Origin of the sequence: Arthrobacter livingstonensis (assembly GCF_003219815.1) — a bacterium.
Taxonomy (GTDB): domain Bacteria; phylum Actinomycetota; class Actinomycetes; order Actinomycetales; family Micrococcaceae; genus Specibacter; species Specibacter livingstonensis.
This window is the reverse complement of record NZ_QJVD01000049.1, coordinates 1-15038: the sequence shown is the minus strand read 5'-3', so window position 1 is coordinate 15038 and position 15038 is coordinate 1. Positions and strand designations below refer to the sequence as shown.

Sequence of the window (15038 nt, the reverse complement as noted above, 5' to 3'; positions counted from 1 at the left end):
GGTAAGTCCAATTATCCTTGAAAAGACGGGCATTTCGTGTTTAAACCGCCGTATCAACCCCAAACCAAATCGGTGGACCCTTTTATGTTCAAAGTCAAGCCGTGAGATGTTGTAGCTGACGATAGATGCTGCGGGCAATATAGCGTTTCAGGATGCGTTTGATTTCCCGGTAGCTCAAGCCCTGGGCGGTGCGTCGTTCCACGTATTGCTTGGTTTGCTCATCGCACCGCATACGGGTTTTGGCGATCACGTCCAGGGCGCTGTTCAATTGCCGGTCACCATGGCGGTTGAGCCGGTGGCGCACGGTGTTTCCCGACGACGCCTGCAACGGTGCCGCGCCGGCCAGCGCGGCGAAGGCGGCCTCGGAACGGACTCTGCCGTGATGCGAGTACGCGACGAGGATGGCACCGGCAGTTACGGGGCCGACGCCGGTCTGGTTCTGCAGTCCGGGGGCGAGCTCCTCGCCCAGCTCGGCCAGCTGCTCTTTGTTCCGCTTCAGCTGTTTGTCGGCGTGGAGGACTGCCGCGGCCAGCCGGATCGCTTCATCCCGTGCAATGCGTTGTTCTGCCGTGTCATCCGTGCGCTGGCGCCAGGCACTGATGTCGATGAGCTGGCGGTCCTTGAGGGCCTTCCTCGCGTCGAGGCCGAGATTGATTTCGCGCACCAGCGCATTCAAGGCGTTCCGATTCACGGTGCGTTGGTGATCGAGACGCCGCCGACTGGCCAACAGCACGCTGATCGCGGCGCGTACGCCCTCGGCTCGCGGGTAGATCAGCGCGGCAGTGTCTTTGCCCAGGACGCCCATCGCGGCCGCCCTTGCATCGATTTTATCGGTTTTTCCGACCCCGGCACGGGCCTGCCTCTTCGGCGGTTTCGCCTCGACCACCGGGATGCTTTTGGCAGTCAACACGGCGGTGATCGAGGACCCGTAGGAACGGGTTCCTTCCACTGCCGCCAGCACCTCGCCGGTGGAGCTCCGCCCGATCCAGGCGATTGCCCGCCGCATCCCGGCAGGACTGACAGGGAAGGCCTCACAACCTTCCTGTGCACCGGTTCCAGTGTTGATGGCGGCGTAGGTGTGGGTGCGGGCACGGGTATCAATACCAATGACGTAGTCGTATTTTTCTGTCACCAAGGGCATGGCGGCGTTCCTCCGATTCCGGTTGATGGCCGTTAGCAGGGCACCGGTCTGGGTGGGAGTTCTCGTCAGGCAAATCTCTAATGAGGCACGCCACCAGTGGCAGCGGCCAACCTTTTATCAAGCCATGGCAAGAGGCCAGGTCGGTGCGAGTCCACCCAGATGGACGAGTCCACCGAAAGGCACATTGAACGAATCAACGGCCAGATCAAGGCTGAGTCACATCCGGGTGGATTCGCACCATCCTGCCAGCCGGTGCCAGACCAGCCAAATCCAATTAGAGATCAAGGCTTAGTATGGCTGGTTTTGTTTCGGGTAGGTTGATGCCGGCCAGGTCGGCCGGGGCCGGTGTAGTGGGTCGCCGGCGGAACCTTCCGGGGTTCTGGGTGTAGTAGCCCTGGAGCGCGTGGTCGCGTGTTTTCCAGACGTCTTTCCAGGATCCGTCGTGGACCTGTGAGGGCGAGAAGAGGGCGATGCCTGAGTGCTTGTGCTTGGCGTTGTACCAAGGCACGTAGTCGCCTATGTAGGTCCTGGCGGTCTCGACGGTCTTGAAGATGCGCTGGTAGCCCGGCCGGTACTTCATGGTCCGGAATCCCGACTCACTGAACGGATTGTCATTGCTCACGTAGGGACGGTTGTGGGATAGTTCCACGCCGTGGGCGTTGAGGGCATCGCGGAGCAGGTGGGACTTCATCGCCGGCCCGGAATCGGCGTGCACCAGCTGGGGTGCGCCGTGTTCGGCGATGGCTGTTTCGAACATTTCCACGGCCAAGTGATCGGCTTCGCGGTCCTCCACCCGCCACCCGACGATTTGGCGGGAGAAGATGTCTATGACGGAATAGACCTTGAAGACGATTTTCCGCCACGGTGAGTAAACATCGGTAATGTCCCACGACCAAGCCTGACAGGGTCCGGTGGCCTTCACCACGGGCTTCTCCCGCCGGCCCTGCTTGTTCTCGCGTTTGGTGGGGATCGTGGGGCGGAGCATCTGGTCCTCGATCTGGGCGGCGATGCGCCACCAGGTGCGTCGGGAGGCGAGCATGACCCCGTCATCCCACGCCGCGGCGAAGGAGTGGTCTACGGAGACCTGCTCAGCCCAGCCCAGCTTGATGTACTCGCTGATCCTTTCCCGGTCCCCGGGGCTGACGCGGCACTCGTAGGCGCGCTCGGACTGGTGGATCGGGTCCTGGACCTGTTCACGGGGATTCTGCCGGTAATGCCACGTCGAGCGCGACATGCCAGCCAGTTCAAGCGCCTTCCGTTGGGAACCGGTGAACTCCGTCAGGGTGCGGACGAGACGGTTCTCCGTCTCTATGAACTTTTCGGATCGTTCGTCTGCTTCGTATCGGGCTCTGGCACGTTCATGTCGTGCAAGAGCCCGATAGCTTTTCCCAGGGCTGCATTTGATCCCTCGAGTTCCCGGATGCGGTTCTTGAGCTGTTCGACTTCTAACTGGTGTTTAGCGATTTCCTTAGCCCGTGCCTTTTCAAACGCGGACCGTTCGCCAGATGTGCGGCTCATCTCCCCATGATCCCTTGGAATCAGGTTCCGGTCGAGATCGCCCTCGAACACCATCTTCCGCCACCCCCGGAACTTCCAGTCCGGCACTGACTGGGCGGCAAGCCATGCCGCCTTCATCCCATGCGGCTGAAGATAGTACTCGTGCACGACCTGACGGATTTCCTCACGCGTTTGCCCATGGATCGCAACTGACATGGCTGTCTCCTTCAATCAATCAAGAAAGAACCGGGTGGCTCACAACCAGCTTGACGTAGAGGGTACTCATCTAATTCAACAGACTTTTCCTGAGTTTCTGGTCATCATTTTCAGCACGTGGCACTCATCATTTTCAACATTCAGTCGCAAAAAGTGGCTGGATTCCGCGGCTCTCACTTTCCCGAACGCGGCCGGGCAGCTACGGGAACCATTGCACCTCCGATCGTCGTATTCACGGAACTGGCCGACTCCGCTGACTAAAGATCTCCATCGTATGTCCAGCCCTGTTCGGTGGAGGACTGGCTTACAGGACGGAGAGTTTGCGCACCTGGATATCGACCAAAGTGGACGGCCGTGACAACCGCGGCGTGGAAGCATGGCTCAAAGCTCCACCTGACACCTACCCATCCATCGGCTCAGCCCCAGACTCCATGCTTTAGGCAGATACCACAGCAGTAATAACGGCTGCAGCACAACAAATATCGAGAGTACCCCTCGGAACATGAGAGAGTTCTCGCTACCACCTGGCTTCTTTTGACAGTTCAAGTAGTCCGAGACCTACTGTGCAGGGGCGGCGGCAGATGGTGCGGGGCTTGGCTGGGCCTGGCTGCCGGAGGTGCCCGCACCGCTGTTTCCGTTCGATAGTCCAGTTGCGGGATCGGGCGTGCTCGATGGGGCCGGGGTGTCTGTCCCGGTGGGTGTCGTGGGGTCGGCACTGGGTGAGGGGTCGCTGGTGGGTGTGGGCGCCACAGCCGGCTGTTCAGCCGGGGCCAGAGCGGGGTCCGTGGCCGGATCCGTCGGTACGGTACTGGGCTCAACTGCCGGGCCCTTCGGCTTCAGGTCCGTGCGGGGAGTGTCCTTGCGGTGACTGGCAGGTGCCACGACCTGGGCAATACCGGATTGGAGGACGCTGGTGCCATGGGACAGTGAGACACCAGTGGCTGCTTGGATTCCCAGGATCGAGCCCAGCCCAATGATGAAGATGGCGGCTGTTCCACCGATGGCCATTCGGATCTTCCGGCCCGTGGTTGCCTCGCGGGGGCGCTGCCGCGCATCGGCCATGCTTTCCCACGGTTGCTCCAGCGGCACGTGTGTGGCGGAGACCTTGTGGGAGGTGGCCCGGACGATGCTAGTGGTGTCCGCGGCCATGTGTGGGAGCGTTGTCCGGGCTGTCTCCGTGGTGCGTCTGGGCACAACGCGCTTGATCTGCTCGTGGCTCTTTTCCAGGGAGGCGCGAATGAGCGGCAGTGCGATGCCTGAGACAACGCTCAGGAGGAAGGCGCCGACAACGGTTCCCGCGAGGCCGATGTGCCCGCCTATGACGGAAGCCACTGCGGCGGCGCCACCGCCGGCAATGACCTGGACAGGACTCAGGCCCAGGTCTTTCTTGGCGTGGGCGGCCTTCTCGGCTTGCCCTTCAGTGTCTTGGCTGCCAGTTTTAGTCATCGTTTTCCAGCTTTGCCTGTACAGCCGGTGTCGCGTCGATGGGTCACGTATTCCTCCAAAGGGGTGCCCGCCGCATCGGCTGGGCACTGTTAGAGGTTTCCATGCCCACCCGGGAGTTTCCCCAACTTTGGCCCAAATGTAAGCAAGGACACAGTCCGAATCCCCACCCGCGCGAGGATGACGGTCGCCAAGGCACAAAACTGGACGGCAAGCCGTCGAAAGGCTCCACGGCCCAGCAGGAGCATATGCCGACGCTGCACAACACTGACCAGCACACGCAGGCCGAACTTGAGCAGCTGTTCCGGGTATCCCGGAAGACGGTGTACCGCTATGTCCAACAACCCTCCACCAGAAAGTAGCCCGGGGTACGCGCCAACTGCCAAGACCGCAGCTGGGTCTGACCCCTTAAACCGCGGAAAAGACCACGTGGGGCAGCGAATCGCACCTCACAGTTACGGCACAGTTGCGTCGCAAAGGGGCGAGGACGAGCCCCCCTGCCGCAGGATCCATGAGTGGGACTTCTGATCTTGCTGGCCCGGATACGGCCAACTGATTCCTCCAGGCCTTCACATGGTATTTTCCGTTCTCTGAAGCACCCCATCGGACCATGCGGACGATCGCTCCACTGCGGGCCGTTGAAGCATTCACCGAGCCGATCCGGTAGCGTGCGACTTCGTCCGATCTCCCGAGCATCGTCTCGAAGCCGGGACCGACATCACGCATGGCGATGGCCGCACGGTGACAGCCGCACGGTGGAAGCCGTACGCTGGCTGGGGAAAGCGGGGAACATCATGTAGTGTTCCCACGACCAAGAGTGCGTGAGAGAAGAGATGGATCGCAGTGGCAACTGATTACGACGAATTACGATCCGACGTCAAGGAATTCCAGGACCGCTCCCTCGCGGACCTCCAGTCCGCCAAGGCCCCGGACGCCCGCAGCGTTGTTCGGGAACTCGATGAAACCGACGCCCTGGACGACAGCCACGGCCCCGGAGGGGAGTTTATCGCCGAAGAACTCACCATTGAGGTCGTCCCACAGGCCAAGGACGAGTTCACCTGTTCATCCTGCTTCCTGGTCCGCCACCGCTCACAGATCGCCCGCCAGAAAGACAACGCACGCTACTGCACCGACTGTGAAAGCTGAACAGCCCCCATCCGCCATCTTTAAGGCGCAGTCACGGTCGCATGACGGCGCCCTGGTGCCCCGATGCTCAGGTGTCCAATGCGCCACCAAACGCATACATACAATCCCCCAACAAACCACTGGTGCTGGCCCGGACGACGCCCTGGTAACTACGGGTTGATGGGCCTATGATGTGCGCAAAGTTGCACTCGTGGTTAATGTGCAAAAAGTGGGATGCAATGGTTGATCTGCAGAAGTTCGAGAACGCGCACTACCTCACGGTGACCGAGGTCGCCCTGGCTATGCGAGTGTCAAAAATGACCGTCTACCGTCTCCTGCATGCCGGGGAGCTGCCGGCCGTCCCCTTCGGCAGATCCTACCGTGTTCCCGAAGAAGGAATGGAAGAGTACCTGGCCGCCGAGCAGCATGCGACTACAACAGTGAATCCCCCGCCATCACCTCAACAGACAGGTCCTGCCCAGGTCGCCGTGATCAGTCCCGGCCCACTTCCGTTGCCCTGAAACAGGGAGGCTCTACTGGCACGTCCGCGGGACATTCCCTCCCGACCCGGTCGTGCCGGGTCGGGACCTCCGAGACGGCCCTCTTTTCGATTGGAGTCAACGGCTGGGGCGGTTCCTGCTCTATCGGCGTCAATGTAGGTGGATTCCACCCTCGGAACTCTTACCTGACCGATGACCACCAGCGTGTTCGCCATTATCCTCCCCTAGGACACAGAAAAAATTCGGATCACTCCGGGCACACACGGTGCGTGGCCGCGGGCCAGCGCCAACAAGCCGTGGAATATGACGCTCTCTGGCCGGGGTCCGGTGGCCGCTGAGTGTAACCCCGCGGCGGACCCTCCCGACGCGCTAACCGCTGACTATTCGCGACCGTTCATAAACCATTGCGCGTGACATTCCCCGATCGCGGGCAAGCTGCGCAGCAGGTTCACCACCCTCGACCAGACGCACAGCGCTGCGAATCTGGCTGTCGGTGACCCGGCTGGGCCGCCCACCGAAGTCCTTCCCCGCTGCCCTGCGTTTCCTAGTCGATTCGGTGACACATTCGCAATTGATCTCGTGTTTCATTTGCGCCAAAAAAGTCGTGATCGTGATGAACGGGTCGCGTCCTGGGACGGGTAAAGGGCTCAGAGGTCGCACAATCGGAGGTCCGTCATCAAGAAAATACCCTCGGATAGCTAGAACTTCTCCGCCTCAAACACGATGAAAAGTGCATGGTGCTGATTTGTCTGAGGCATCGCCGGACGGTGTCATACCTCGAAGCAACAAATTTGTTGAATTGAGGAGTTGGTGGTGGGGAGTAAGCGATTGTCGTATTCGGATCCTGCAGACATCGCCGCGGGGAGCCGGTAGTAGGGGTTACAGCTGTTCTCGTTCTTGTCCGGGGCCGGCGGCACCGGTCAGAATGGCGAAATATCCCGGAACCTGCTGGGGCAGGCCGGTGGAGTTCACCAACGCCACTTCGATGTTTACTGGCCCGTCCGTGATCACCTTCCAGTGAGTATCCGGAAATATGCTGTGCCGTTCCCGAGCGCCGAAATGCCCGGGGCGGGGCAGGTTTTCCAGGGCACGCTCTAACTGTCCGGGGATGCTTCTACGGGTGGCGCCCAGCTGCTGCAGGTAAGCGAGGCTGTTGCCCCGAAAGTTGGTTTCCGTGAGGAATACCCGGCCAGTGTTCCCGATGATGGTTCGGAGGTTTGCGGCCATGCTGGCCTGCTTGTCGGGTTTCAGGACGTGAAAAACGCCACGGACAAAAACATTGGCAAGGCCCACCCGCTCCAACAGCTGCCCTCCTGCACCTGCTCCCGTAGCGTCCATGACCATAAAGTCGGCGTTCAGGATGCCGTCAGCCTCGCTCCTCGCCCTCTCGACCGCGCCGGGAGAAACATCGATGCCGAGCACGCTGGGAAAATGGCCGGCCAGCCAGCGGGTGTAGCTTCCGTTGCCACATCCGACGTCAATGACCGGAAGGGCCGGATCAAAGTGCGCTATCAGCGCGTCGCTGTACTGGGCAAACTCGTTCCTGGACCCGGCGTCCCATAGCACCTCGCCTGAACGCCCGGTCGAATGGATACCGCGCCAGTATCCTTCCCACGCCGCGTTCGGATCCCGCGGTGCCCGGGATGCCAGGCGTACGACCCTGGGGAGAAGGAGCATCTGCTCCCAAAGCTTAGACATTCCCTAACTCTATCCTCCCTGCTTGAGGCTCCGGATTCGATCCAGTACCTTCTCCTGCGGTAGCGGGCGACCGTAAAAATAGCCTTGCCCATAGAGGCAGCCCATGGCTTGGAGCTGGGCCGCCTGCTCGGCGGTTTCGACGCCTTCCACGATCACTTTGAGCCCGGCAGCGGAAATCAGCTGCAATATGGCAGCAACAAATTCTTGCTGCTACGGGTCTGTGCCAATATCCTCAATCAGGGAATGGTCGACCTTCACCGTGTCCGCAGGGAGCGTCCGGAGATAGCTGATGGAGGAATAGCCCGTACCGAAGTCGTCAATTTGTAGCCCCACGCCCATATCCCGAAGCACGCCCAGGACCTGCTCTTCCACCGTTCCGCGGGACATCAGCACAGTCTCGGTGATCTCCAAAACCAAACGGCTAGGATCTATGCCGTGACCGTCGAGGGTGTCCTTGATATCCTCCAGCAGATCGACTCGAAGTAGTTCGGTGGCTGAAAGGTTGATGTGCACAGGGACGTCCGTCAGGGCGGGGTCTGTGTCATGCCAGCGCCTCATTTGGCCGATGCCTTCATGCAAAACCCACCGTCCCACGTCCAGGATCAGACCGGTTTCTTCCGCAAGGGGGATGAAACTGTCCGGCATGATGATTCCACGCACGGGATGATGCCACCGAAGGAGGGCCTCAAGGCCGACAATCCTGCCCGATGCCAATTCGACCACTGGCTGATACCACAGAGCCAGTTCCCCTCCGGTAACAGCACTACGCAGTTCGGCGGATATGCGCGAGCGTTCCCGAACGGCGTCAAGCATAGAGGGGTGGAAGAGCTGGACGTTGTTACGACCTAGGGCCTTCGCCTGATACATGGCGATGTCCGCATCGCGCATCAGCGCCTCGGCCTGATACCCTGGCCCCGCGATGCACACCCCGATACTGGCCCTCGCCCACACCGTTTCGGTTCCAACGTACACGCCGTCTTGCAATAGCACCAAGGTCCGCTGCGCAATGTCCAGGACCTCCTCTTCTGTGGCATCGGTAATGACGACAGCAAACTCATCCCCGCCCAGACGGGCCACCGTGTCCCCGGTCCTGACAGCGGACCGCAGACGCCCGGTAACCTCGCCCAACACGGCGTCACCGGCACCATGACCGAGGGTGTCATTGATGGACTTGAAAGAGTCCAGATCCAGCACCAGCACGGCCAGGGCCTTTCCGCTGTCGGCACCCTCCAGCAGTACCTCCTGGACGCGTTCGGCGAGCAGGGTCCTATTCGCAAGGCCCGTTAAGGCATCCGTCTTGGTCATCTGTTCCAGCTGAGCCTGCGTTCGCCGCAAGGTGGCGGTACGGTCGGCGACCCGCTGTTCAAGATCTGAATAAATATGGTCCAGTTCCTCCGCGAGCAGGTTCACCCCAGTGATGACAGCATCGATTTCATCCCCCTTTTCCGAAGGGACCATGCGTGCATCCAACTCACCGGCAGCCAACCGGACAACACCATCCACCAACTGCTGCAGCCGCGGGTCTCCACCGATCTCTCCCGAGCTCATATCATCCAAACGCGCAATAATGGTAGGGTAGCCCCGCCCTGTGCGGATCCCGGTTGATGACTTGGCACCTGCTCCCAGGTCACTCTGGATTTATCGCTCTCCACGTCCAGAATCCTCCGATCGCCCGCAACCTCACATGGGTGGGCCTACTGTCGGTACTCTACCAACAGCAGTATCCGCCCGAAGGCGGGCACCACCCCGGCGGCCAGCCAGAAACCCCTGCGGGCGCCCCAACGTGACCACCCATTTGCAGCGAACATCTCCACGTTCGGACCACGCCGGGCACCGCCATCACTGTTGCCCATTCAAGGGCAAACCCCCGGGTTTGGCCATCGTCGCGGCAGGCAGTACACCCCAAGGGGCTCAGGCGTCGGCCTTAAGCCAGTTCATGGCTTCGCTGCGCGATGTGAAAAAACGAGTCGGGCATGGCGGGATGTGCACCCCGAGGAAGAAGTTCGCCAGAACCCGGTCCACCGGAGATTTCCCTAGCAGGGCAATACGCGAGGCCCTGCAGGGAATGGACCAAACAGCTCTTGCCTCACGGCTGACTGAACCCACTGATGCCATGTCGACGAGCATGGGATGCTCTTCCTGCTGACAGGCCTCATTGACTTTCTCCATCGCGGCCCGGGCATCCTCGACTTGAATGTGGACCCCCGGTAGCCAGTGCAGATGGAGGAGCCCCTTATTGCTCAGTTCGAGACTTGCCTTTGAACCCTCCGCAGCTACCGAATCCACGAACACACCCTCTCCTGAGCAGCCGCCAAAGCATTCCACGACCCCCTAGAGGGTACCGGATTCCTCAACGTCTCAAACCAATAGAACAGCTGAAGACCAGACCGGCAAACAATGACGATGCGAACATTCCTTACCAACATCTCCTAAGCCCTGGCCACTCCTGGAGATCCCTGCAGCGGCACGAAAGAGAACCCTGCAGTTTCAGGACCGGACAGCCCGGCCATGGTGGCTGCCAGAGACCCGGCGTTTTCCTGCCAGCTGGCCCATTCCTGGGGTTGGACCGTGGGACGGCCCAAGTGAAAGCCCTGTCCGTGCGTTATTCCGAGCCCGGCCATAGTGGCGAGTTCGGCCCCTGTTTCGATGTGCTGGGCGCTCAGGGTCGCTCCGATACGGCGGGCGAAGTCGAGCTCTGCGACCACGAGATCTTGTCGAAGACTGTCCTGATCGATCCCGGCCGTCAGGCCCGCGTCAAGCTTGATCATTTCCGGCCGGAGGCGAGAGACATGGCGGGCCGAGACTAAGGAGGACCCCGAATGATCGATGGACAAGCGCACCCCGGCCCCGCGTAACGGCTCCAACACCGCCTCCAGCGGACCGGCCTGATCCGCGCCGATACGTCCGGAGAGTTCAAGGACCATCCGATCCGGCGCCAGCGACGTTTGGCCGATAAGTGCCGGCAGCCGATTATCCAAACAAGCCGTATGGGAGAGTTTCAACGCCACGAAAAGCTCGGGAGGCAGCTCCCGTGCGGACGTGAGCGCCGACTCCAGCGCGGCGAACTCAAGATCTGTGCGCAGCCCGATGTCCTCAGCTTCCGCGAACCAATACACCGCAGGGTCAGCCCCGTCGCTGACGAAGCGCGTCAACGCCTCCGCACCAACCACGGAGCCGGTGAGCAGGTCGTAAATGGGCTGGAACGCGGTCACCAGCATCCGGTCCCGCAACACCGCTTCGAGCCGCGCCCGGCCAACCCCCTGCCTCGAGGCATGGCCCTGTTCTGCCGCCTGCGATGAGAGCTCCGAGAGCTGGGTGTTCGAAGAAACCTGACCATTGGAAACACGCTGGTCAATCTTTGCTGCCAGTTCCGGCCTGAGAGCAGCCAAATGATCCCGCAGCGCCGTTTCTGGTCGCCCTGGATGAGCGGCGACATGCTCGCGTAGTTGTGCACGCATCCCGGCAGCCGTCGGAGAAGAACCCGCCAGGACTTGATCGATGATTTCCTGCGTCTGGGCTCGCAACACGCCCTGACCATCGTCCGCTGGCGGTTTGGACGCCTCGGACACCAAATGCTTCGCGGCGTCTGTCGCTGCACGAGGATACGGTTTCTGCGTTGACATAGATATTCCTTTGGGCTCGGTCCCGGCTGAGCCCGGGACCTGCCTGCTGGTCCCGATCCGTCGTCGGTCCAAGATCAAAACCCGCAGGTTACTTTGACTCTACACGGGTAAAAGCCGACCCGTCCGTAAGCGACTTCTGACAGCGCCCGGTCCAGATGGCCTGCCGGCGTTCAATGTTCGAAATAGTGGAATGCCACGTCGGCCTCTTACAGCGTCGTCGTCGTGACTATGACCGGAGGCCAGCCCGCCGGCCTGGCCTCCTACCACGAATCGCAGCTGGCCCGCTATTTTGCCTCATTTCATCAGGCACGTACTCAGAGAACACATCAGCACTCCCTTGAACGAATTCTTTTTGGTTGAATCCACGCGACGCCCACTTCAGGCCACCGAGTCAACAGTTCAACCACTTCGAGCCATCCCGCGCGCACGACCGTCTCCGCCGACTCCAGTCCAGGTCGCAATTTGATGCTGCAGTACCCGCGTCGGCCGTCCGCAGATGGTTGACGCCCCGACGTCGGGGTCGCTCCGGATCCGGATCGAAGGAGGCCACCCAGGGGGACAGTCCCAAGTTCCCGCTAAGTACTGTCATGTGGGGCCCGGGCCAGGGTCCGCCTTGTAATCAAGGACTGGGCCTGAGGGGCTGGTATGGGAGAGTCAGCGTCTTTTTGGAGGGTTTGGTGTCCTCCGGTGTTAGCTTAGATAAAGCTGGGATGCGGGTCGGGGAAAACCCCTCAACCGTTTCTCAGCGCTGAGCGGTGGGGACATATTGTGCATTGGACGACGCAGTTCTTTCCGTGACCGGCGTGCCGTAATCTGAACCTCGGATAGCGGGAGGGTGGGCTGATGACGCAGGACAGAGGACCTGGGCCTTGGCGGCCTGAGAACCGGAAGAACCGGGAGAACCGGGATGTGCCGGAAAAGCGGAATGCTAAGGGTCCGGCCAGGACGCGAAAGGGTGCTGGCCCCCGCAGGGGCCTGGCTTCCATCGTAGTTCTGTGGATTTTGCTTGGCGTCGGAGTTGAGAGCGGGGTTGCCCTGGCACTGCGGCTGCCCGCACTTTTCGCACACGACGTCTTCTCCGGCACGGACGTGTCCGTCTGGTTAGCGGACTTTTTGGTGTTGTTACTGGTCCCTGTGGCGTTCTTCTCCCTGTGGCGGCTGGAGCGGCGGCGGCGCAGGGAGAAACTTCAGGAAACCCGGGCCTCCCAGCTGGTCCAGACAGTGCTGGACACGAGCAGGGAATGGCTGTGGTCCGTGGGCCCCGATGGCAGTTTCACTTTCTGTGGTGCGAGCAGCCAGGAGTTGACCGGCTACAGCCCGGCTGAACTCCTGGGCCGCCCCTTTAGCATGGTCATGGATCCTGGAGACTTGGCAGAAGCCCTGACGGCACGTAAAGCGGCCGACAAACCGGACGCCAGCTGGGAGGGCTTGATCACTGTCTGCCGCCACCGGGACGGCAGTCGAGTCCTGGTTGAAGTCACCGGCAAGGCCCTGAACGACGCCTCAGGCCAGCCGGCCGGGTTCGCAGGAACCGCCCGGCCCCTGGAGTCAGAATCTTCTCACGTTCCCGGATCCCCCGAGATCGAGACGAGAATCAAGGCAGTCCTGAACGACCGTGCGCTGCGTACCGCGTTCCAGCCGATCCGCTCCCTGGAAAACGGTTCAATCCACGGCGCCGAAGCGTTGACACGCTTCAACAGCTCACCCGATGAGTCCCCTGAAACCTGGTTCCTCGAGGCCACCTCGGTCGGACTCGGAGTTGATCTGGAATTCCTTGCCCTTGAAACCGCGCTGGCAGCCGCAGCGCGGGTACCAGCCCCGCTGTATGTGGCCCTGAACCTTTCCCCACTCGCATGCCTGGACCCCCGGCTTGGAAGTCTGCTCCAGGCCTCGGCAATCCCCACCGGGCGCATCGTCCTAGAAATCACAGAACGACACCAAGTCCAGGACTACGAACCATTAGCTGCCGCGCTGGCACCCCTGCGGTGTTCGGGACTGCGGATTGCCGTAGACGACGCGGGCGCCGGGTATGCCTCAATGCGCCACATCCTCCAGCTCCGGCCGGCATTGATCAAACTGGACCGAGAGATCATCGCCGGTATCGACACCAACCAGGCACAGCAGGCACTAGTGAGCGCCATGGTCAGCTTCGCCTCCGACATCAACGCAGCCCTCGTGGCAGAAGGAATCGAAACTGACGCGGAACAACACACACTCACCCGGCTGGGCATAACCCTAGGACAGGGATACCTCCTCGGGCGGCCGTCAATCACCCCCACAGACTGGGCCCAATGGCACAACCCGCCCCGACCTAAGGAAAAGCCCCCGAGCCCCACAGACCCACACATATTTAAATGAGCCTCTGCACCGGTACCCCGGCGGCCTGATGGCCGCACCTGCCCGGAAGCGGCCACACCGCCGGACAACTCGGTGAGGTGCAGGGACCAGGTCCAGCCCGCCGGGTTCGCGGCAGGGATCGATGCCGGTAGTGTCAATGACCTGCTCGACCAGCCGGCTGACTGCGGACGACAGGGCCCGCACCCAAGCACACGGGCGCCGGGACGAGGACCGGGCGCCCACGCTGACCCGGCCCCCGAGGCTCCATTCCGGTGGCCATGTTTTTGACCGGAAAGGACCATCGCGGGCCTCCCCCGGTGGGTGGGAGCTCGATCTGGAATCCGCACTGGCAGTGGAGCAGCATCGTGCACAAACAGACTTCCAGCTCGCTCTCCCCCTCAGACCCCGAGAAAACGTTGACACGACGGACCGTTCCACGCTCAGGCCCGTCGTCATGGGTTCACCGCAGTGCCGGGAGAACCCGCCTATAGCCTCCAATATGCCCGAGGGATGGGCAACGCTGGTTGCGTGAGGACCGCGTCTGGGCATGGGAGGTGGATGGGGTCGTGGTTATTGAAAAGGTGAGGTCGCCGTCAATCCAGAGGACATCTAAGGCGCTGGGATAATAGTGGCTTAGGGTCCTTGTCCTTCACGCCGCCTGGTCTCCCATGGAATTTAGATTCTCATGGGCAGGCAAGTACCCATGTTAGTGCTGCCCCAAGTCCTGGTGGATCGATTCCGAGAGGGACACAGTGTTTCTGCCTGCCGTCTTGGCCGCGTAGAGTGCCGTATCGGCTTCCGTCAGGAGTTCTTTGCTGCTGATCTGCTGTCCTGGCTGGTAGTTCGAGATCCCTGTGCTGATGGTCAGTACGCCGGAGTCGTCGCCGGCGTGGGTGATGCCCAGCTCCTGCACTGCAGCCCGGGCGCGTTCCATCACTGCCTGCGCCCCCGGCCATGACTGGTCCGAGAGCAGGAGGAGGAATTCTTCTCCACCGTATCGGTAGATGCCGTCGCTTTCGCGGATCTGACTGGCAAGGGTCGCTGCGACGGCTTTTAATGCGGCATCGCCGGCTTGGTGGCCGTGGATGTCGTTGTAGCTTTTGAAGTTGTCCACGTCGCACATAGCCAGACAATAGTCACGGCCGTAGCGCTGGCTGCGGCTGTGCAGCAGCTCGAGATCTTCGGCTAGAGTCAGCCGGTTGCGCAGGCCCGTCAACGGATCTGTGCGCGCCTGTTCGGCCAGTGTCCGGCGGTAGCCGGCCAATTCAGAGTGCAATGAGGTCACTCTGAGCGCGACGATCAGGCGGGTATGCAGGGTGAATGGGTCCAAAGGTTTGGTGACGTAATCGTCAGCGCCGGCGTTCATGCCGGCCAGTACGTCTGAGGTGTGTCAAGGATCTGGGACAGTTGGTTAGTTTCTTTTTGGTCAGGCAGCAGCGCGTTGTTGCTGGTTTTGGG

General features: G+C 61.3%; 12 protein-coding genes and 1 pseudogene. 3 read left to right on the top strand and 10 right to left on the bottom strand.

The features are described 5' to 3' along the window. Positions 1-94: 94 nt before the first annotated feature. The 4 genes from CVV68_RS21845 to CVV68_RS21830 all read right to left on the bottom strand — a co-directional run bounded on the left by CVV68_RS21845 (position 95) and on the right by CVV68_RS21830 (position 4300). Complete coding sequence (locus tag CVV68_RS21845; protein ID WP_110503095.1) at positions 95-1141, bottom strand: IS110 family RNA-guided transposase; 1047 nt, start codon at positions 1139-1141, stop codon at positions 95-97. A 274-nt stretch (positions 1142-1415) separates the two neighbouring features. Beyond that, on the bottom strand, positions 1416-2375 hold the full coding sequence (locus CVV68_RS21840) for a DDE-type integrase/transposase/recombinase (protein ID WP_110503094.1): 960 nt from the start codon (positions 2373-2375) through the stop codon (positions 1416-1418). 74 nt (positions 2376-2449) lie between these two features. Continuing rightward, positions 2450-2854, bottom strand: a complete 405-nt coding sequence (locus CVV68_RS21835) for a hypothetical protein (RefSeq protein WP_110503093.1) — start codon at positions 2852-2854, stop codon at positions 2450-2452. Positions 2855-3412: 558 nt separating this feature from the next. Next, positions 3413-4300, bottom strand: coding sequence for a hypothetical protein (locus CVV68_RS21830; RefSeq protein WP_110503092.1), 888 nt, complete (start codon positions 4298-4300; stop codon positions 3413-3415). A gap of 840 nt (positions 4301-5140) precedes the next feature. On the opposite strand from CVV68_RS21830, the gene CVV68_RS21825 reads away from it, so the two are divergent. Then, positions 5141-5443, top strand: a complete 303-nt coding sequence (locus CVV68_RS21825) for a DUF4193 domain-containing protein (RefSeq protein WP_110503091.1) — start codon at positions 5141-5143, stop codon at positions 5441-5443. A gap of 218 nt (positions 5444-5661) precedes the next feature. Then, on the top strand, positions 5662-5943 hold the full coding sequence (locus CVV68_RS25120; RefSeq protein ID WP_110503097.1) for a helix-turn-helix domain-containing protein: 282 nt from the start codon (positions 5662-5664) through the stop codon (positions 5941-5943). A gap of 348 nt (positions 5944-6291) precedes the next feature. Here the strand turns inward: CVV68_RS25120 and CVV68_RS25010 are convergent, their stop codons facing one another. From CVV68_RS25010 to CVV68_RS21795, 5 genes and pseudogenes are all read right to left on the bottom strand, one after another. Further along, positions 6292-6510, bottom strand: a complete 219-nt coding sequence (locus CVV68_RS25010; RefSeq protein WP_368773194.1) for a helix-turn-helix domain-containing protein — start codon at positions 6508-6510, stop codon at positions 6292-6294. A 291-nt stretch (positions 6511-6801) separates the two neighbouring features. Beyond that, complete coding sequence (locus CVV68_RS21810) at positions 6802-7620, bottom strand: class I SAM-dependent methyltransferase (protein ID WP_110503090.1); 819 nt, start codon at positions 7618-7620, stop codon at positions 6802-6804. Between the two features lie 9 nt (positions 7621-7629). After that, positions 7630-9168: pseudogene (locus tag CVV68_RS21805) on the bottom strand (putative bifunctional diguanylate cyclase/phosphodiesterase). Positions 9169-9531: 363 nt separating this feature from the next. Next, a complete protein-coding gene (locus tag CVV68_RS21800; protein ID WP_110503096.1) occupies positions 9532-9906 on the bottom strand; it encodes a DUF7793 family protein in 375 nt (124 codons plus the stop codon). 143 nt (positions 9907-10049) lie between these two features. Then, positions 10050-11189 carry an EAL domain-containing protein gene (locus tag CVV68_RS21795; RefSeq protein ID WP_170133307.1) on the bottom strand — a complete coding sequence of 380 codons (1140 nt, stop codon included), beginning with the start codon at positions 11187-11189 and terminating at the stop codon, positions 10050-10052. A 1056-nt stretch (positions 11190-12245) separates the two neighbouring features. Between CVV68_RS21795 and CVV68_RS21790 the strand changes: the two genes are divergently transcribed. Then, complete coding sequence (locus CVV68_RS21790; protein WP_211320961.1) at positions 12246-13601, top strand: sensor domain-containing phosphodiesterase; 1356 nt, start codon at positions 12246-12248, stop codon at positions 13599-13601. 685 nt (positions 13602-14286) lie between these two features. Here the strand turns inward: CVV68_RS21790 and CVV68_RS21785 are convergent. Beyond that, positions 14287-14946, bottom strand: coding sequence for a GGDEF domain-containing protein (locus tag CVV68_RS21785; RefSeq protein WP_245933727.1), 660 nt, complete (start codon positions 14944-14946; stop codon positions 14287-14289). Positions 14947-15038: the final 92 nt, after the last annotated feature.